Origin of the sequence: Ruegeria sp. Ofav3-42 (genome assembly GCF_022347725.1) — a bacterium.
Classification (GTDB): Bacteria; Pseudomonadota; Alphaproteobacteria; order Rhodobacterales; family Rhodobacteraceae; genus Ruegeria.
In genome coordinates this window covers 413,907-432,491 of the sequence record NZ_JAKRGB010000003.1, presented here as the reverse complement: position 1 = coordinate 432,491, position 18,585 = coordinate 413,907, and the positions used below count along the sequence as shown (strand labels likewise).

Below are 18,585 nucleotides of genomic sequence, written 5' to 3'. Positions count from 1 at the left end.
ACATTAGCCTCCTGTCTCATCGTCTAGTTCTGAACCGCTGGCCCTTTGCTTTCTCAGGTACTTTAGGGCGCGTTCAACTTGATCTTGATATGTGTCTGTTTTTTTGCGCCCAATGGGAGCGATCGCTGGGGCAATCTGTCCAGCGTCTTCAACGTCTCGCAATGACATCATCGGCTGGTTGACGTCTGTGCTGCCACGCCAAAAGTCCGATAGCTTACTAACAGCGAGTTCAGCTTCAGGACCCACAAACAGATCGTAGATCTCGCGGGCTTCATCGAGGACCAAGTTACGGTAATAGACCTGATTGTATGGTTCACCAATTTTTCGCCGCCCGCGACCGTCTACTCCGGTCGCTCCGAGGGCAAAATCGTTAAAGCTGGACCGAAAGATTTGTTGGTTCTTTATCGGTTCCAGATACCGTCGAATATCACGCATCCTCGACATTTGGGGCGCTTTAGATTTGTCGGTCGCGTTTCTAAATAGTCGTGGTTCCACAAAGCCGACTAGCCAGGCTTGAAATAGACTTGGCATCACCCTTTTTATGGCTTGTGTCGCCCACCGATCGATGGCGGGTGGCGAAATCATCCTTTCAAGGAAACGGTGGAAAGGGCGGTGAACTTCAACAACATAGCGATCACGTCGAGACTGCGGTGTAGGCACCAGTAGGCTAAAGCCGACATGCGTTCTTCCCACGCGCGAGGAGGCTTGAATGTATTCGGCTATGTTGCTTGGCATTCCCGCAAACACCATTGAGTTGAACCGATCAACATCGACGCCGTGAGAAATCGCTGATGTGGCGACAATGTTCCGTAAGCTATCGGCAAGCGGAACGAACTGGCCATCCTCTGTCCGGTCTAAATCAGCCTCGCGCATAATCCGCTCAATGCCTTCCATGTCGACACCGCCGGAGATCAGATCGAGTTTGAGCTCGTCCCTTGATAGTCCATCATATCGATGCGTTTCCTCCGAAATGTCTTGTAGTGCGTCTAGTACGACATCGCCGCCCTTCTTGTTGGTGACATAGGTCAGAACCACTCTGTGAAGGTCGACAAGGCTGGCGAGCACATCAAACTGCTGATTGTCGCGGGCTTGTGCCAATGCGTTGGCTCGAAGTGTGGTCACGCCATCTTGGTCTGACGACGATAGCGCCGCAATCATCCGATCGACTGCTCTTGCTTGACGGGCCGCGTCTTCCGCATGCCAAAGATCCGACAGCAATGAGGTTAATGCAGCGTGCATAGCAGCCAATATCGTGACTGTCGTGATAGTGTGCGTTCCGCCATTTGTCATAACTGAGACGTATACTCGGGACCAAAGCGCGGCTTCTTCAGTATTGCCGGATGCCTCTTGGAGTGCTTTTCGCGCAGCGTTGATGGGAGGTTTTGGATGAGAATAAAAAGACTCGTATAGATCCGGGCCAGGCCGCGGAAACTGCTGACACTGGCGCTGGTAGAGAATCTCGGTTTGCCTGGCTGGATCAGAGACCGTGGCTGTCGCGGCGATGATCTTGGGCATGCGTATCGAACGATGCCCTTGATGGTCGGCTATTCCGCGAACAACGCGGTCGCCGAACAACTCCTCGTTTTGACGAAACACTTGCTCTAAGGCCGTTTCGAATAACCCTGCGAAGGCACCTAAGCTTTCTTCTAGCAGGTGCGCTTCATCCTGAATAACCAAGGAAGGAAGCGGGTCGTAAAACAACTCGTGACCGCCTTCGACGAGTGGGCTTAGAGCAACCTGGCCCGTTGGCGGAGTATTCTGATAGTAATCCCTTGGTGCGCCGACCCGTTCAAATCCATTGATTGCTGAACGAGCGAGTCCAAACATTCCAAAAATCTTAGAGATTGTACTATCGTGCTGACCAATAAGCGCGAGCTTGTCGATCGTACCAAGAATAACCGCGGGCGCACGCGCATATATGTCCTCATCCACTAGTAAGAAAGGCAATGGCTCCGTGATTGCACCGGGGTGTTCTAGATTCCATCTGCAGTTTTTGTTGACACAAATAAGCGCTACCCTGTGATTGCCTCTGGCGCTTTCACGACGGCGTCGACGCAATTCTGTCGCTTCGCCACAAAATGGGCAGGACGGAACTTTGTTGAGCGCCCTACGTACGGAGAGATATTTACGTTCGTCATTGCTGCCTGCTTCCAGTAACGGTGCGTCGTCAAATGGAATATCGATCAACCTAGAATCACCAAGGCTGTTTGGTGTATTGTTGTTTCCTACCCAAAATCCAAGTTGGAACGGCGCGCCATCTATGTTTTCAGATTTCCTGATAAGTTCAGCTCGAACCAGTAAGCGAAACAAACGTCGGGCTTGTTGGACTGTTAGTAGCCTCAAGGGATAACGCACGAGCGCGCTGACGCCGAATGTCTTTCCGCGCAACCGATCTAGGAAAAGGAGATACACAAGCGCCCCAAAAAATGCTTCGGATTTTCCGCCTCCAGTCGCGAAATACAGTAGTGACGCTGTTTCCTCGTCTCGCTCGGCGTCAAAATCTTCGGCGTAAGAAGGAAGACGCGATGCAAAGCCTGCAACTTGAGCCAGAACAAACGCAATTTGAAACAGTCGCCATTCAGTAAATTTGGCGCCGCCCGCATCCTTGAAGGTCGCATTCATCATTATCCAGGCGCGAAACGGTGCTCCAGCGGGATCGTTTGGGTTAATATTGAAGGCAGCCTGTGAGCGAGCCAGTAGGTCGATGCCACGTGCAATATCGCGGGCTTCGAGCCGATAAGCTTCACAATCTTCTTCAAAGTTCTGCTGTTCAATGAGTGCCTCGTTGGCGTTGAGATCACCGTTTGTCGGATCGATCCGTGTGCTGAGACCATTAATCCATGCATTAAATTCTTCCGGTAATCTCATGAGATCGCTGATCGGATAGCTTGGGTCGCTCAGCGTTGTGTAGTCTCGCCGAACAGTTGAAGCGGTACGAGGAACTTGCCGCGGCAGTATGTAGCGAGGTGCCCAAGTTGAACGTAGCTCTGTTTTTGTCTCGCTGGTTGTTTGAACAACGCCGCAATTCACGCCCATTCCCGCTTGCGACATGTAATGGCGGTACCGGTAGCTTGGTTTGACGCGATCCAAAGAAAGTGGCCGGAGCGCGGAATTCAAAACACTAACCGTCAGTGAAACCTGAAAACAGCCAGGCTCAATGAATGGTTGGCGTATACTTGCGGGACGTCGACCATGGTGCTCAAAAGCGACTCTAACCAGACTCGTTTTTTGTGATCTGCGATCCGGATTGGACTGCAATATCAGTTTCAAGTCGAATGGATTGGGTAGCAGCTGTTCTATGCGAGGGGCGGTTTTTCTGCATTGCTCTAAATAACCCTCCCAACGTTCTTTCGACTGGCAATCAGATGGCTTTATGCTTTTATTTCGGTAAGCACGTTGACGACCTTCTTCTGTAGAGAGCCAGGTTGCGACAGCGTCTTTGATGCGGCTTTCAATTTCTTCTGAGAGTTTATGAGCTTGGGCAGTTAGGTCGCTTGTGGCATCGATCTTCTTCGGACCGAAGTCTATGGGCACTCTTTTCCAAACTTCCGGTGGTTGCATTGGCTCAGCCAGCGAGTCTGGGATTTCTCTGTTTGGTTTTGCATATAAAGCGTCTTCGAGCAGTGCGCCTGCGTTCTTCTCGTCCTCTGCGGTGTTCTGCGAGTCTTCGTCGAGTTGTTGAAGGGCGACTTCATCGAGATCGACGCTAGGTGTTGGCAATCCCAGTAGTTTGCATTCTGCAGAATAAGCCTCCTGCTTAGCGGTCTGATAATCAGCGTGGCTCGATCCCTGGCCATGGTTCGCTTTCCAACTCTCAAGGCGTCGTTTGACAGCAGTTTTTAGGTGCCGCCTTAACTCTGTCTTAGGCTGAAAGATTGGGAGCAGATTATAGCGCTCTGAATACAATTCTTCCCATTCAGGCAATCCTCGAACGTAAACGCTGAAACTGCCTGAAACCTCAAGCTCTTTGCCGATTTCATCATCAATCGCAAAGTCTATTCCCACTGTGTTAAGACGAATATCATTGGTCTCGTCGTTCTCGCCTGTTGGATCAAATCCAGGAAGAAGAAAACCAGAGACGAAGTGTCGGCTGGGTTTGCGCCCGAATACCAAATCGCCATTCGGACCAAAGCCACTTACACGCTGGAAAGTCAGGTTTACAAGACTATCGCAAACTCCTTCCTTCAGTTCCTCAAGATTTTCAATATCTTCAGGATTCAAAGGTACAGGTTTCATGCATCCTCCTGGCGAACGCGTTCAATACTTGAGACTTCACTTACATGCTCAGCGGACAGATCGTGGATTTTGTCGATCAATGGGCCCGCTGCACCATTTCTTCGAGTAAGTGCATCGGGATCGATAAGTGCTGCTGCGTAAAATTTTCTCAGAAGAAGCCCGGATCGAATGCGACCGCCGCGCGTGGCAACAATGGCGAGCGACCAGTAGATTTCGGCCATAGTGAAATCAATGCCAATAGCTTTGCAAAAGGCGAGGAAATGAGAATATGTACGTGGCGCTTGCGGCGTGCGAAGCTCGATTGGCACTTCGTTCTGCGAAGCAACGTCTAGCCAACGCCGTACGCTCTGCTGCCTCGGCGCGGGTTCGCAATCCATTCGTGTAAGAATTTCTGACGCCAAAGACAGTACGCCCTGGCCATTTGCTTCGACCCGTTGTCCAATTGCTCTATGATAGTCAGCCAAGAGCGGTGCTGCTGCTGCTCGAAATTCATGGGATGCTTCAATAGCTTCCAAAAAGGCCGGGCTGGGAACAAGGATCTCACGTCCTTGAGTGATTTTGTCAGCGCGAACACTTTCGAACTTTTCAAGATCCGCCTGAACTCTAGTTACAAAAACGGTCTGGGGACTTGCATGCAAGACGTCACCGTTAACGGTGTGAATTTCAAGCGTTGCAGACCGCCTTCCACTCGACTGAACAGTTAGGTCAATAAGCGGCGAACCAGAAAGCGACGGTTCTCCAAATGAAAATTCAGGAAGCTCTGCAACCCGGCTTTCAAGACTTGAGTTGAGCTTCTGCAAGGCCTTGTCGACTTGAATTCGGCCCGGAACACTCTCCGACCAATACTGTAACAGAGACTTCCCGTAGTCTGCTAGAAACTTTGCGCTCGAAGTATCACAGACTATTTCAATTCTCTTGGGGCATTTGGGATGCGCTAAAATGGCAAGTGTGTCGCGCGGCTGAGTCGACAGCAACAGGACGTGACCATAGGGTTTTGGCGAGGCCGCTGCTAGTTTGAGTTTAGCAATCGCATCACGTGCAGGAGCTATATCAAACTTTTTGCCTAGGCGATCGGCAATCTCTGACAGATTTTCGTCGGTCTCAATCCAACGCTCGAGCAGTTGGGTCGATGAAACGCCTGCAGTAGCCACCAAGGTTCTCGTTGCACGTTTGGTTAGCGCTTGCAGCTTTGTACGATACAGTCGGCCCGTTGTTCTCGTCGCCTCACTCGAAAGCGACTTTGCAAGCTCAGTTGCCTCTGAAGAGAGAGACAACACGGCACTCTCGAACACGCCAGCATACGAGGCATGATCTCTCAATTCTGCGATAGCTGCGCCTATGTCGAACGTTTTGAGTCGCCGATCGGATAGATGAGGTTCGTCCGGGTCAAAGAGTACATCGCTAACCCCTGACTGTGAGAGAGGCGAGTTGGCGACTGCGCGAAGACGAGAAAGACAGCCACCGATAGATCGAGCTATGGAGCCGCCAGAAAGTCCAGAAACATCCCTCCGGATCTCCATCGCTTTTGCTGCAAATCTCGCTACGTCACTCGCAAAAACATCGACTGTGATATTAAGGTCAGAGCCTTCGCGTTTTCCAACTCTGTCATATGTCGTTTCAGGAGATAAAATTTCTGGTGAATCTTGGTGAAGGAACCGCACGGGGAGCGGGCGTTTTTTTGCGCGTCCTTTTGGCTTTGGAGACAGCTCCCATTTCAAGAAGGTTGCGGTAAAAGGGTCGTCCGTGACGAGAATGAGCGGAATTTCTAGATCGCCATTTCGAAGCTTAGAAACTGCGCTTGAAATTTCTTTTCGCCAATTCTCTCCAAGCCTTGCGCGAGCGCGGTATTGAAGATCAATTAAAAGCACGTTTGGTTTTCGATTGCTTGGCAGAGTGCAGGCTGCCCAACTCCTTTGCGGGCTAGCGCCGTGAATTGTAGATAGCAACCAAGGTGTTGTATCCGGGTCGACTGCCTCGACACGCTGGTAATCAGCTGCATTTTTCTTTGATGTCAGCAGCTCAGACAGTCGTTTCGATCGATCAAGGAAGGTTTCTTCTGGGCTAGAAACTTTCCCATGTGCATCGATCCTTCGCCTTGCGATGAGCTCAAATAATGTTGGATGCCCTCGGTCACCAGTGCGATCAACTATCGCCTTCGCCCTTGGAAAATTCGACAGTGCTTCCGGTCCCAAGTCTTTCGTCCGCGCCAACATATTATGGAACCGCGCTTGCGTTCTCTCTAGGCTATGCAAGGTTGCTGACAAGTTTGAATAGTGGGCGTTCAGCCATGGACGGTTTGCGGACATGAGCCAATCTCTATTGACTAGTAGTGCGCGTTGATTAGCGCCGGTGCGCGCGCTCGCCGGATAAAACACTGTCGTAAAACCTTGGAAATCCTCTGGCCCCTCCGCTAATTCACACAGGAGTGCCAAACTATGGAGTGCAGAAACACCTGGAAGTCCGTTGGGCCAGTTTAGAATGACTGTTGATTGCTGATCTAACAATGTTTGACGAAAAGCTCGCACAGCGCCGGACATGCCTATTGACAACGGAACGTCCTCGAGACTCCCGCTTCGCAGTAGAGTGATTTCTTGCGGATCGAAGGCTTCTTTTTGGTAGGTTTTCTTTTTTGTATCTGCAAGCTTCTTAGCCTTGGCGACCTCCTTCATCTTGGCCGTAAGCGCCTTGACTTTCTCTTCTCTCTCAAAGTGTTGATCGGGCAGCGGGTCTTGCGTCCAATGTCGATTTCGTCTGTGCTTCGACATCAGCCATAAGCCTCTTCGAGAATGGTCTCGAGTTCGACATCACTGTAACCTTCCAAAGAGCTTAGGTTTTCCTTCGAGAGTTTTGGTATTTGTAGGTCCCGCAGGGCCGTTACGTTTATGCTATTGGATGACAACAGTAGGCGCAGACGTCGGTCCACCGCTTTTGTCGATAGCAGCCTTAAAAGCACCCGCAGTGAACATCGCTGTTTTTTTTGGGGGTCGGGTGAGATGACGACAACGTGATTTTCTCCATAGAATCCACCATACTTAGCTATCCAAGCTTCGTCGACTAACCCAGCCCGAATTCGTTTTTCTTGGTCACCGCTATTGGTGCGTTGTAAAACGATTGATGGCGTCGTTACCGGAGGTGTAATTCGCTGAGTCGATACAAAAGTTATGGCGCCGCTGCCTGGTTGTCGGCTTCTCGATGCGGGCTCTACTGCTAAGAAGGGTTGAATGACATGGCCCCATACTAATGGAACAGCGTCTTTTCTGCGCCGTCTAATCCCATCAGAGAGCCCTTTATCGCGATTATGGACAATCGGACCGCAACGCACTGTGAAACCTAGTGCTTCAAGGCTATCGAACTTGGTTTTTTTGTTGTTGTCGTAAAGCCGAGACCAGAGTTCGTCGCTTGAACGGGTTATCCAAAAATCTGTTTCACAGCGCCAGCTAATATTTCGATCCACTGATCGGGCTTGAGCTGAATACCCCTTTCTTTTCTCCACTGCCTTCCTGCAGACCAACAAACAAATATCCTGGGAAACATCGCGAAAGAACTGCCTTCGTTGTTCAATCTTATCGATCGCGAGGATTGTCGAGTTTTCGGAGATGTACTTTCGGAGTGGGCGGAAGTAGGTGCCAGTTATAAAACTTGTTGGAACCAATAACGCTAATAGCCCATTGGATCTTAGTAGTTGAATTCCTCTTAGAATAAAGAGTGAGTAGAGGTTTGCATAGTTCCCTAAAACTACTTTTGCCCAGTCTGGCATTTTTTCTCGCTGGGATGGTGACAGTACTTTGTAGGGAGGGTTCCCAATAACAGCATCGAAGCTTTCAGGTTGGCCATAGACTAGGCCATCGCCACATGCCACCAAATGCTTGACGGGTCTCTGAACTACACAGCGCGCAGCCGCCCGCGCAAAATTCGCAAGCGCGGGATCAATTTCCACTCCTCGCAATGCTTTCGCTATCTGCTCGTGCGTCGCACCTCTGGCGCTCATGCGGCTGGCAATTGGACCGATGAAAGAAGCGCCGCCGGCGGCAGGGTCAATAAATCGATGTTTAGTAAAGTCACCACCAAACGCCTCGACTCGATCTAGTACATATTCACTCAATCGGGGTGGTGTGAAGTACATCGCAAGAGACTTACGTCGGGCTCTCGATTGCGCCCGCGCATAGACAAGAGATGCCGAGTAGATTCGCTCTATAGTTGTCAGCTGTTCCGTGTACGATTTTAGACCAGAATCCAGTGTACTTTCTGGAAGCAGAAGTGATTGACAGTACTCTGACCAGGCATCATTTCGTTCATAGCTGTCCTGTTCAAGAGACTTGGAGCGGACGTAGGTGTGACCCTGCTTGAGCGCATTTTCCAAGAAAAGAGTTTCAGACATCTCCACTACTTACGTTCCACCTTTTATGCTCGCTTACCCGCCCAACCCTTGCATTTCGATAAGTAAACATCGGGTGTTTGTTCTGTGGTGAAGGGCGTTAAATTCCTGCTTATAGTATTAACAAGTAAGTAGCGTTGTTTGCGTACTTGAACAACACAGTTCTCGCTTACTTTTAAATATCAATTTGATGCCTAATTGTGAGTGAGTTTTCTCGCAAAGATGTCTCAGGTTGGCAACAATATTTGAAGCGATCCAAGCACCGAACTCCACAGGTGGTTACCGGAATTTTCCGTCAATCCAGACAAGGATAGCTGGTCGGTCTCTGAGATTTTCTTCGACGAGGAATTTTGACGAACCACGACTTCAAATGACGCATGATGTACGCGCTCATACAACTGCCCCACATCGGTCGATAACTCGACAAACGCTCACTCTTACCGAAGCGTAGCGACACTCTCCTTTGGCTTGTACTGTTTCATAACCAACCGTTCTCCATCCCCTTACGGTCGCAAACTACTCTGCAAAAGGCTCTGGGTGGTTTACAAGAGCAGACCAAACGGGTTGACCAACGTTTTCTTGCACCCAAGCGATTGCATCGCCTGTCATCCGCATAGCTTAGATTGGAATGTCCGCTTTCTTCGGTGATTTCAACTGATCGCCGCAAATCACGCGATGTGGGTGCCTACTTGGGGTTGGTCCCACAACGACACCAATCTGGAGAGGTTGACTATACCGGGAGCATCTCGAAACGAGGGGATGTCAAAGTCCGAACGCTGCTTTACGAGGCTGCAAACGTCATGCTGACTAGATACGCTGCGCCGTTGAAGCTGAAAACATGGGCGCTGGCAATCGCCGCCAGGTCCACGATGCGAAAGGCGCGCGTTGCTTTGGCTAGGCGCCTGGCGATCATTCTTCATGCCATCATGCGAGACCAAACCGACTTCAGGGTGGCCTGAGATTGCAAAGATAAAACCAAGGATTCCAACACCAGTTCCCAGCGGGAACGATGCCCGAGGGAGGGCGTAGGACACGGCGTGTATTCTGTAGCAGCGGCTGCGGCCAGATTGCGGTTTCAACCTTGCCGACCTACCTCGAGCCAACCCCATCATGAGCCCGTGAGCTCGAAGAGAACCAAGGCAACCTCCGACATCGACAGAACTGGAAGAACAGAATTGACAGATTAGAGAACGATATACGCCCGTTTTACCCTATACTACTGGACATTGGGTTGTTCGGAAGCGGTACTGACACCGGTCAAGAATCGCCCGGAATAGCCGGGCTCCACTCAGTACAGGGCGTAGGATCAGCCTGTGTCCGCAAAGTGGAGACAAAAATGACAATTGCATCCGAAACAAAACCCAAAACATCGCCCGCCGAACCCGCCCGGAACAACCTGTCGCGTCAGCAGCAGCTTCAGAAACTGCTGTCCCGCAAGTCCAGTGCCACGATTGCGCAGATTCAGAAAGCCTTTGGCTGGCAACCGCATTCTGCGCGCGCAGCAATTTCGATGATGCGCAAGGCGGGACATAAGGTTGAGCGATCAGCTTCTGACAAAGGCACGGTCTACCGGATCATGAAGGAGGCGTGAACGCCATGGATTCTACGCGCGCAGACCATGACCTTGAGAAGATATTACATGACATTGAATACCTGGATCGCCCCGGCTGTCTTGATCAATGGCGGGAAGTTTTCGGTCGGCCCCCGCCGAAATACCTGTCGCCGCAGTTCATGAAGCGGGTGCTGATCCGGGAGCTGCAGAACCGGGAACTGGAAGTGTTGTCTGTGAAAACAGAGCGTCGACTGCAGCAAGTCGCGTTGGGAAAAACACCGCCGCCTGCTCTGAAACCGGGGTCACATCTGGTGCGGGAATGGAACGGACGCACCTATCAGATTGAAGTAGTCGAGGGCGGGTTCGTCATGGACGGCAAAACGTGGCGCTCCCTGTCAGCCATCGCAAAACACATTACCGGAGCGCACTGGTCAGGCCCGCGCTTCTTTGGGGTTCAGTGATGCGACGTATCCGCTGCGCCATCTACACGAGGAAAAGCTCGGAGGAGGGGCTGGAGCAGGACTTCAACTCACTCGATGCCCAGCGGGAAGCCTGCGAAGCTTATGTTGCTAGCCAGAAGCACGAGGGGTGGGAACTTCTACCGGATTACTATGACGATGGCGGTATCTCGGGCGGTCATCTTCACCGCCCGGCGCTGCAGCGGCTGATGCAGGCTGTAGATGATAATCGTGTTGATCAGATTGTTGTTTACAAGATTGATCGGCTGACGCGCTCCCTGGCGGACTTCGCAAAGCTGGTCGACCGTCTCGACGCGGCGGATGCATCGTTCGTGTCCGTTACCCAGTCTTTCAATACGTCTACCAGCATGGGCCGCCTGACACTCAACGTTTTGCTCAGCTTCGCCCAGTTCGAACGGGAAGTCACCGCTGAACGCATCCGGGACAAGATCGCAGCCTCGAAACGCAAGGGTCTGTGGATGGGCGGGAATGTTCCACTCGGGTATCAGGCGGATGGCCGAACGTTGAAAATCGATGAAAAAGAAGCTGAGATCATCAGGGCGCTCTACGATCTTTATCTGGAGCATCGGAGCATTCTTGATGTGAAAGAGCAGGCTGAGGCACTGGGTCTCCGTTCGCGCCGTCGGGAGCGCCCGGGCGGACGCGTGGCAGGCGGTAAGTTTTTTGACCGCGGACACATCCATCATTTGCTCAGCAATCCTATCTATGCTGGCCGCATCCGACACAAGGGTCAGGTTTATGAGGGGCAGCACCCTGCAATCATTGACCCGGCAGTGTGGGAGCGGGTGCAGCAGCTGTTGACGGATGGAGCGGCAAGGGAGCGTGGAGTAAAGCAGAAAGCGAAGCGATCACTGCTCGCCGGAAAGATCTTTGATGAGACCGGAGATCGGCTGACGCCCAGCCATAGTCGCAAAAATGGCAAGCGCTTGCGTTACTACATCTCCGGCCGGCTGGTGACGGATCGCAGCCAGAAGCATCCGGATGCGTGGCGGCTGCCGGCAGAACAGCTCGAGAGCCTCCTGGCCGAAATGATCAGGCAACATCTGAAGCGACCGAACGCCGTGACATCAATGGCGCGGGATATGTCAGCGGCCGAGATTGCTTCAGCAACGGAGCTTCTCAGAGATTGCCAGTCCGTCAGGAAATGCCTCGGCCTGATTGCGCGGGCAGATCTGCGACAGGGGTCACTGAGGGTGCAACTGGATCTCCGGGCACTGGCTCGAATGATCGAGTGCAGGGCGGATCAGGTCGATGCCGCGAAACTAACGATCGAAGCGCCATTCCGGATGCGCCGCAGAGGTGTGGAGCTGAAACTGCATCTTGGCGATGCACCGCCTGAGATCGATCAAACATTAGTGCGTAACATCATCAAAGCGCGCCGCTGGTTGGCGATGATTATTGATGGCAGAACGTTCTCAGAAATTGCGGAAGAAGAAGGTACGTCCAAACGCCGGGTGCAGGATGTTGTCGATCTCGCAATGCTGGCGCCTGCTGTTTTGGATGCCATCGCTGCAGGCGAACAACCTGACGGCCTGACCACGGATTACCTGATCAAGTCGGGCTTCCCGGCAATCTGGTCAGAACAGCGAAATCAGTTCGCCGTGCTCTGACTGCCTGACACTTCCAAAGATACTAAACTCGTACCGCAGGAATCGCGGACTGAGACTGCGGCCGGAATTCGACCATTGTTGCGCAAACGCTCGAGTCTCAGCTGAAAACGCCAGAAGCTAAGCCGCTGAAAACGCGCCATATTCGGCGACCAAATATTCAGCGCGCGATTTTAGGGAAAATCATGGCTGGGGTGGTAGGATTGGTAAGTTTAAATTATACATTTTATTTCAGGTACTTATGCCGAGGTGTGTGCCAAAATGTTGCGGGAATTGTTGCGGGATCAATTCGACGGCTGGGAGCTGGACACTTCGAATTTTTCAGCCTTCAAAATAATGGCTTCGATAATCTGACCACGCTTTTCGCGAGCGTTCACCTGAAGCCGGACCGGAACTTTGCTCCACTCAGCGTCTTGAATGACCGCGCGATCTTCATGGGACTCCAAAACTTGTTGTACGTCTGCGGAGAAACGCTCTCCTGTTTCAATATTCTCGACCAGCACACGGAAACCATCAGGTACTGTCGTATCGACTTTTAGAATACGATAGTTGCCATCTTTCCTTACTTCGTTCGCAGATTGCCTCGTCTCTCTAGTTATTCTTTGACCAGCTTCGGAAGGAACGGAGACACCGTTGACTTGTGCGTCAGTTTTGGTTGCGTGACGCGTAATCGAATGCCTTGCGTTCTCAGCTTCATTCTGAAGGTCAACGAGCGCAGGCACTTCCTCAGTTGCTTGACGCAATACCTGCCGCTGATCATCTGTCATGCTGTTTGGGCCAATCGTTTGAAGCGCCCGATCAATGGTTTCAAACGCCCGTTGGCTCGAGGTTTCTCGAAGTTCGGTCAGCTTGATTTCTTTCTGATTGTTTAGCCAATTGCTCGTAACACTGGTGCCGCCCCAAGTAAGAATGAGAACAATCAAAACCGTTGCGATCTGTTTTGGTTCCATCTTGCCCACGGCGCTTAGTGCCGTCTCCTTCAATACATCAAGAATATCAGCTTTCTGATCAGAGCTTCCGCTAGAAACCTTTACGACGAGTTCAAGTCGGCTTCTTTCCTCGTCGGTTAGTGATCTAGCGTTGGCATCACCCTTTTTGAGCAGCGCGTAGGAGCGATAGATTGCTCTTTGCGCATCTTGCCACCCTTGCATCATGTATGCGCTCAGCGAAGAGTCGTACTTTCCTTCGGGAATGTAAACTCTTGTTCCAACCCAATCTCCGAAGCGCAGATCGTCGAGAGAGTCTATTTCTAAATTGCCGTTTATCAAGCCATGAAGTGTTGCCCAAGCGTCTTGTTCGGAATTGATTTCTATTAGCATTTCTTGTCCATGAATTTTCGGCGAGAGAACCAGCTTTCGCGTACAACGTAAAGAAGAAACATGCGTGGTTGGTTCGATTTGAAATGGTGCCGAATGCGACCAACTCAGTAAAGAACAAGTTGGAATCCGTAGCTCTGATTCAAACTCAGGAGTGTTGCGGGATCCCGCAACATTTTTATTCAATAAAATCAATAGGTTACGTGATAATGGCTGGGGTGGTAGGATTCGAACCTACGATACACGGTACCAAAAACCGCTGCCTTACCACTTGGCTACACCCCAACGGTGAGGCGCTGTCTACGATTGTTGATCGGCGGGTTCAAGGCCTTTCCGACAAAAAACCAGCGCGGTTTGAAAAAAAATTTGAAGGACACTTTTGACGGTCTATGCGAGGCTTGTTTTCACGGCTTCCTTGTTCGATCCTTCTGTCTGATGATCGCTTTGGCCTACTATTTTATTGCCGGGTAAGGGATGCGCGCATTACAGTGAATTCTGCTGGGCGCTTGTTATTAATTATGTTTCTTTGCAGTAGTTTAGGCGCTTTTGATGCCGCTTCGGCGGACCGCGGGCAGTTTTCTGAAAGGTATGACCATGGAGTTTTTACGCACACCTGTCGCTCGGTTTCAGGGGCTGCCCGACTTCCCTTTCGAACCGGTTTACACGCAGATTGACGACACAGAGGGCGGCCAGCTGCGGGTGCATCATGTGGATGAGGGGGCGAAAAATGCCAATCCGATTCTGATGATGCATGGTGAACCCAGTTGGTCCTACCTCTATCGCCATATGATCGCGGGATTCGTCTCGCGCGGGCACCGGGCGGTTGCACCCGATCTGATCGGGTTTGGTTGCTCTGACAAACCGACCGGACGCAGTGACTACACCTATGAGCGGCACGTAACCTGGATGGGCGAGTGGCTGCGCAAGGTCGACCTGCGCAACATCACGCTGATCTGTCAGGATTGGGGTGGGCTGATCGGACTGAGGTTGTGGGCCGAGATGCCCGATCGGTTCGCGCGCATCGTTGTTGCCAATACTGCGCTGCCGACTGGCGATCAGCCCATGGGGGAAGCGTTTGAAAACTGGCGAAAGTTCAGTCAGGACGTGCCGGAGTTTCCCGCCGGTGGAATTCTGAAAGGGGGAACGGTCTTGTCCCTGTCCGAGGACGTCATCGCAGCTTATGACGCGCCATTCCCCGATGAAAGTTACAAGGCCGGTGCGCGGCAGTTTCCAATGCTGGTGCCAACTTCGCCGAATGATCCATCTTCGGGGCCGAACCGACAAGCTTGGGATGTGATCCGCGAATTGCAAACCCCGGTACTCACTGCATTTGGGGCAGACGATAAAGTCATGGCCGGGATTGATAAGGTGTTTCAAAAGTTGTGCCCAGGCGCTGCGGGGCAGCCGCACGTGATTTTGCCAGATGCAGGTCATTTTCTGCAGGAAGATGTTGGACCGGAACTGGTGGATCTGGCCTGCGATTTCATCGCGCGAACTTCCTGAACTGCGACGGCTATTCGCGGATTTCAGCAGGGTCCACGCCCCAGAGGTTCGATTTCAAAGTCCAGCCGCGATAGCCACCGGCCGAGATTTGGCACCAGTCCAAAGAGCAGCTGCCGAGCCGGGCCACGACCCCGGATTCGAATTGCGCGCTGACCGGCGCTTTGGGGTCGGGGCTGGAGTAAACAGGCAGCATTTCGGATTCGATCAACACGGTCCTCACGCCAGACAGCAAAGCATAGTGAACCCATCCTCCGGCACCGTCGCGGTCCTGAACCTTGCGCCAGTTGCCGTATTCGGCCGTGATCTGCAGCGGCATACCCCGCCGTTTAAACACCCAATCGATTCGATGCGTCAGTGAAGGACCCCGGCGTACATTGCCTTCGGCTGCTTTCATAGAGACATATCGCGGCAGCGGCAGATTCGTGACCGGGCCACGTTTGTCCTGCGCGTTGGCAGGCAGATTGCCGAACACGGCCAGAAAAACAGCGAATACCGCCGGAACAAGGCGTTTTACGGGTAGAAAGCCACTCACTTACTGTCTGCTCTTGTGCCTGTTGATCTTGGTTCGAAAAAAGGTCGACTCAATGCCTATGGGGTTCTTGTGCCCCGCCTTATCCTGCGCCACGATGCCATGGCGCGCGAATGTTTGCAAAGCAGTGGGAGTGCAGAGGTGCCAAGAGAACGTCTGAGTGTTGTCGTTACGCGACGGTTGCCCGAGGCGGTTGAAACCCGGTTGAGCGAATTGTTCGATGTACAATTGCGCGACGATGACAACCCAATGACCCGCGAAGAACTGGTTGCGGCGGTAAAAACAGCTGATGTGCTGGTGCCGACGGTAACCGATACGATTGACGGTGGTTTGCTGGGGCAGGCCGGTGAGAACCTGCGCCTGATCGCGAATTACGGTGCTGGGGTCGACAATATCGACGTCTCAACCGCGCGCCAGCGCGGCATTTTGGTGTCGAACACGCCGGGTGTTTTGACCGACGATACTGCGGACATGACCATGGCGCTTATTCTGGCGGTGACCCGTCGAATCCCCGAAGGCCTGTCCGTGATGCAAAAAGGCGATTGGGACGGATGGGCGCCAAACGCGTTCTTAGGCGGGCGGATCGGTGGGCGTCGCCTGGGTATTTTGGGCATGGGGCGCATTGGTCAAGCCGTGGCGCGCCGTGCCAGCGCTTTTGGAATGCAGGTGCATTACCACAATCGCCGTCGACTGCGCCCCGAAACGGAACAGGAGCTGGAGGCGACTTATTGGGAAAGCCTCGATCAGATGGTCGCGCGGATGGATGTCATTTCCATCAATTGCCCGTCGACGCCTTCGACCTTTCACCTGATGAACGCACGGCGATTGAACCTGATGAAGCCGTCGGCTGTGATTGTGAACACCTCTCGGGGTGAGGTGGTGGATGAAAACGCGTTGACGCGTCTGATCCGCTCAGGCGAAATCGCAGGCGCAGGGCTGGACGTTTATGAGCACGGAACAGATGTGAACCCGCGTTTGCGGCAATTGCCGAATGTTGTCCTGCTGCCCCATATGGGATCGGCCACCTTGGAAGGGCGGATCGAAATGGGCGAGAAAGTCATCATTAACATCAAGACGTTCGAAGACGGCCACCGGCCGCCGGATCAGGTTGTCCCCGCGATGCTTTGACGGGATCTCGCCTGTGCTTCGGTGCGGGCGCTGCGAATTGGAACATGCATTTTTCAGGAGGATACAATGAAACGACGTCTGATCTCGGGTCTGTTTTTGTCGGCGATGGTATTGGCGGGGCCGTCCATTGCCCAAGAGACGGCCGATGCAGTCGCCCCTGAAGGCGCGTCCGAAGGGCAGGTGCAGGGCCTTACCGATGAGGTGATCGCCGCGCTTGAGGCCAAAATGGGCGGAAAGCCGGTCACATCGGAAAACTGGATGGTTGCCGCAGCGAACCCATTGGCGGTTGAAGCTGGCGCAAAAGTGCTGCGGGCCGGCGGCTCGGCGGCAGATGCGATGGTGGCCGTTCAGGTTGTGCTGGGACTGGTCGAACCGCAATCCTCGGGCCTTGGGGGCGGGGCGTTTCTGGTCTGGTACGATGCAGCTACGGGCAAGCTAACCACGCTGGACGGGCGCGAGACTGCACCGCTTGAAGCCAATCACAGGCTGTTTCACGATGAAAACGGCGAACCGCTGAAGTTTTTCGATGCGGTGGTTGGCGGGTTGTCAGTCGGCACCCCCGGCACACCCGCCTTGTTAGAAGAGGCGCACCGGCGCTGGGGTCGCAGCCCTTGGCCCGGCCTGTTTACCGACGGCATTAAGTTGGCCGATGAAGGTTTCCTTGTTTCTCCGCGCCTCGCCAGCCTGGTCGAGAAGGATGCAGAACGCCTGTCGCGCTTTCCCGTGACGGCAGAGTATTTCCTGCCCGGCGGTAAACCGCTGGAGCAGGGGCAACGCCTGACGAACCCGGCCTACGCCAAAACGCTGCGGACTCTGGCGAGCGAAGGGTCTGCCGGTTTCTACGGTGGTGAAATCGCTGCGGGCATCGTCAGTACCGTTCGTGGTGCCGAAGGCAATCCGGGTGTTCTGTCGGGTATCGACTTGGCGCTGTATCAGGTGATCGAGCGTGAACCAGTCTGTGCCACCTACCGCGCCTATGAGGTCTGCGGCATGGGTCCGCCATCGTCCGGAGCGCTGACAGTTGGTCAGATACTGGGCATGCTGGATGGCTATGATCTGGCGGCAATGGGCCCCGAAGACGCCAATGCCTGGCGTCTGATCGGTGATGCCTCGCGTTTGGCTTTCGCGGATCGCGGCCGTTACATGGCCGATCACGACTTTGTCCCAATGCCGACCCAGGGTTTGGTTGATCCAGCTTATCTGTCCGACCGCGGTGCGCTGTTGGGCGGAGAGGCTGCGCTGACAGAGGTCGCGCCGGGCAACCCCGAGTTCGATCATGCGTCAAACTGGGCCGATGATGTCTCTATCGAGCTGCCTTCGACCTCGCACATCTCGATCGTTGACCAATATGGCAACGTCCTGTCGATGACGACGACGATTGAGAACGGTTTTGGGTCACGTCTGATGACCAACGGATTCCTGTTGAACAACGAGCTGACGGATTTCTCGTTCAAAACCCACAGCGACGGGGTGCCGATTGCCAACCGGTTGGAACCGGGCAAGCGTCCGCGTTCGTCGATGAGCCCGACAATTGTGATGCAGGACGGCGCGCCTGTTCTGGCCATCGGATCACCGGGCGGCAGCCGCATCATCGGCTATGTGGCCAAGTCGATCATCGCCTGGGCCGATTGGGATATGGACGTTCAGCAGGCTCTGTCGCTTCCGCATCTGGTCAACCGCTTCGGGACTTACGATGTCGAAGAAAGCACCGCGGCCGAAGGATTCTCGGACGCGTTGATTGAGCTTGGGTTCGAGGTGAACCCACGGGATCTGACCTCGGGCCTGCATGCGATTGAAATAGGGGACGTGCTGGTCGGCGGTGCCGATCCACGCCGTGAAGGCATAGCGCTGGGCGAATAG

Annotated in this window: 11 protein-coding genes, 1 tRNA gene and 1 pseudogene; 7 read left to right on the top strand and 6 right to left on the bottom strand. The window is 53.2% G+C overall.

Annotated elements, in window-relative coordinates; genetic code table 11:
- Nucleotides 1–3 precede the first annotated feature (3 nt).
- Genes MHN28_RS07460 through MHN28_RS07450 form a run of 3 tightly spaced genes read right to left on the bottom strand, consistent with a single transcriptional unit; the run spans nucleotide 4 to nucleotide 8,614 of the window.
- The gene (locus MHN28_RS07460; protein ID WP_239337588.1) at nucleotides 4–4,236 is read right to left on the bottom strand and encodes a DEAD/DEAH box helicase family protein; all 4,233 of its coding nucleotides are present in this window, start codon (nucleotides 4,234–4,236) and stop codon (nucleotides 4–6) included.
- Nucleotides 4,233–7,001 (bottom strand): hypothetical protein, encoded by a 2,769-nt coding sequence (locus MHN28_RS07455; RefSeq protein WP_239337585.1) that lies wholly within the window; start codon nucleotides 6,999–7,001, stop codon nucleotides 4,233–4,235. Before MHN28_RS07455 ends, MHN28_RS07460 begins: the two co-directional genes overlap by 4 nt.
- Nucleotides 7,001–8,614, bottom strand: a complete 1,614-nt coding sequence (locus MHN28_RS07450; protein ID WP_239337583.1) for an N-6 DNA methylase — start codon at nucleotides 8,612–8,614, stop codon at nucleotides 7,001–7,003. The genes MHN28_RS07455 and MHN28_RS07450 overlap by 1 nt, the downstream gene beginning before the upstream one ends.
- A 659-nt stretch (nucleotides 8,615–9,273) precedes the next feature.
- Between MHN28_RS07450 and MHN28_RS07445 the strand changes: the two are divergent.
- The 4 genes and pseudogenes from MHN28_RS07445 to MHN28_RS07430 form a co-directional block, all read left to right on the top strand.
- Nucleotides 9,274–9,570, top strand: a pseudogene (locus tag MHN28_RS07445) (transposase); the annotation flags it as partial.
- A gap of 377 nt (nucleotides 9,571–9,947) precedes the next feature.
- Entirely contained in the window at nucleotides 9,948–10,202 is a 255-nt protein-coding gene (locus tag MHN28_RS07440; RefSeq protein WP_239337581.1) for a DUF3489 domain-containing protein, read from the top strand.
- A gap of 5 nt (nucleotides 10,203–10,207) precedes the next feature.
- On the top strand, nucleotides 10,208–10,624 hold the full coding sequence (locus MHN28_RS07435) for a DUF2924 domain-containing protein (RefSeq protein ID WP_239337579.1): 417 nt from the start codon (nucleotides 10,208–10,210) through the stop codon (nucleotides 10,622–10,624).
- Entirely contained in the window at nucleotides 10,624–12,252 is a 1,629-nt protein-coding gene (locus MHN28_RS07430; protein ID WP_239337577.1) for a recombinase family protein, read from the top strand. Before MHN28_RS07435 ends, MHN28_RS07430 begins: the two co-directional genes overlap by 1 nt.
- A 281-nt stretch (nucleotides 12,253–12,533) precedes the next feature.
- Here MHN28_RS07430 and MHN28_RS07425 read toward each other — a convergent pair whose 3' ends face one another.
- Complete coding sequence (locus MHN28_RS07425) at nucleotides 12,534–13,568, bottom strand: hypothetical protein (RefSeq protein WP_239337575.1); 1,035 nt, start codon at nucleotides 13,566–13,568, stop codon at nucleotides 12,534–12,536.
- Nucleotides 13,569–13,775: 207 nt separating this feature from the next.
- Nucleotides 13,776–13,850: transfer RNA gene (locus MHN28_RS07420), tRNA-Gln, on the bottom strand.
- Nucleotides 13,851–14,114: 264 nt separating this feature from the next.
- Here MHN28_RS07420 and MHN28_RS07415 point away from each other — a divergent pair.
- The gene (locus tag MHN28_RS07415; protein ID WP_239337573.1) at nucleotides 14,115–15,068 is read left to right on the top strand and encodes a haloalkane dehalogenase; all 954 of its coding nucleotides are present in this window, start codon (nucleotides 14,115–14,117) and stop codon (nucleotides 15,066–15,068) included.
- A 10-nt stretch (nucleotides 15,069–15,078) separates the two neighbouring features.
- Here MHN28_RS07415 and MHN28_RS07410 read toward each other — a convergent pair whose 3' ends face one another.
- Entirely contained in the window at nucleotides 15,079–15,546 is a 468-nt protein-coding gene (locus tag MHN28_RS07410; RefSeq protein ID WP_239337685.1) for an SH3 domain-containing protein, read from the bottom strand.
- Nucleotides 15,547–15,738: 192 nt separating this feature from the next.
- Here MHN28_RS07410 and MHN28_RS07405 point away from each other — a divergent pair, with 192 nt between their 5' ends.
- Together MHN28_RS07405 and ggt are read left to right on the top strand one after the other, a co-directional pair.
- On the top strand, nucleotides 15,739–16,725 hold the full coding sequence (locus MHN28_RS07405) for a D-glycerate dehydrogenase (RefSeq protein WP_239337571.1): 987 nt from the start codon (nucleotides 15,739–15,741) through the stop codon (nucleotides 16,723–16,725).
- A 66-nt stretch (nucleotides 16,726–16,791) separates the two neighbouring features.
- Entirely contained in the window at nucleotides 16,792–18,585 is a 1,794-nt protein-coding gene (ggt, locus tag MHN28_RS07400; protein WP_239337568.1) for a gamma-glutamyltransferase, read from the top strand.

Coding starts and splice junctions, on each gene's coding strand:
- MHN28_RS07460 (WP_239337588.1), bottom strand. CDS start 4,236: ATGAAACCTGTACCTTTGAATCCTGAAGATATTGAAAATCTTGAGGAA.
- MHN28_RS07455 (WP_239337585.1), bottom strand. CDS start 7,001: ATGTCGAAGCACAGACGAAATCGACATTGGACGCAAGACCCGCTGCCC.
- MHN28_RS07450 (WP_239337583.1), bottom strand. CDS start 8,614: ATGTCTGAAACTCTTTTCTTGGAAAATGCGCTCAAGCAGGGTCACACC.
- MHN28_RS07440 (WP_239337581.1), top strand. CDS start 9,948: ATGACAATTGCATCCGAAACAAAACCCAAAACATCGCCCGCCGAACCC.
- MHN28_RS07435 (WP_239337579.1), top strand. CDS start 10,208: ATGGATTCTACGCGCGCAGACCATGACCTTGAGAAGATATTACATGAC.
- MHN28_RS07430 (WP_239337577.1), top strand. CDS start 10,624: ATGCGACGTATCCGCTGCGCCATCTACACGAGGAAAAGCTCGGAGGAG.
- MHN28_RS07425 (WP_239337575.1), bottom strand. CDS start 13,568: ATGCTAATAGAAATCAATTCCGAACAAGACGCTTGGGCAACACTTCAT.
- MHN28_RS07415 (WP_239337573.1), top strand. CDS start 14,115: ATGCCGCTTCGGCGGACCGCGGGCAGTTTTCTGAAAGGTATGACCATG.
- ggt (WP_239337568.1), top strand. CDS start 16,792: ATGAAACGACGTCTGATCTCGGGTCTGTTTTTGTCGGCGATGGTATTG.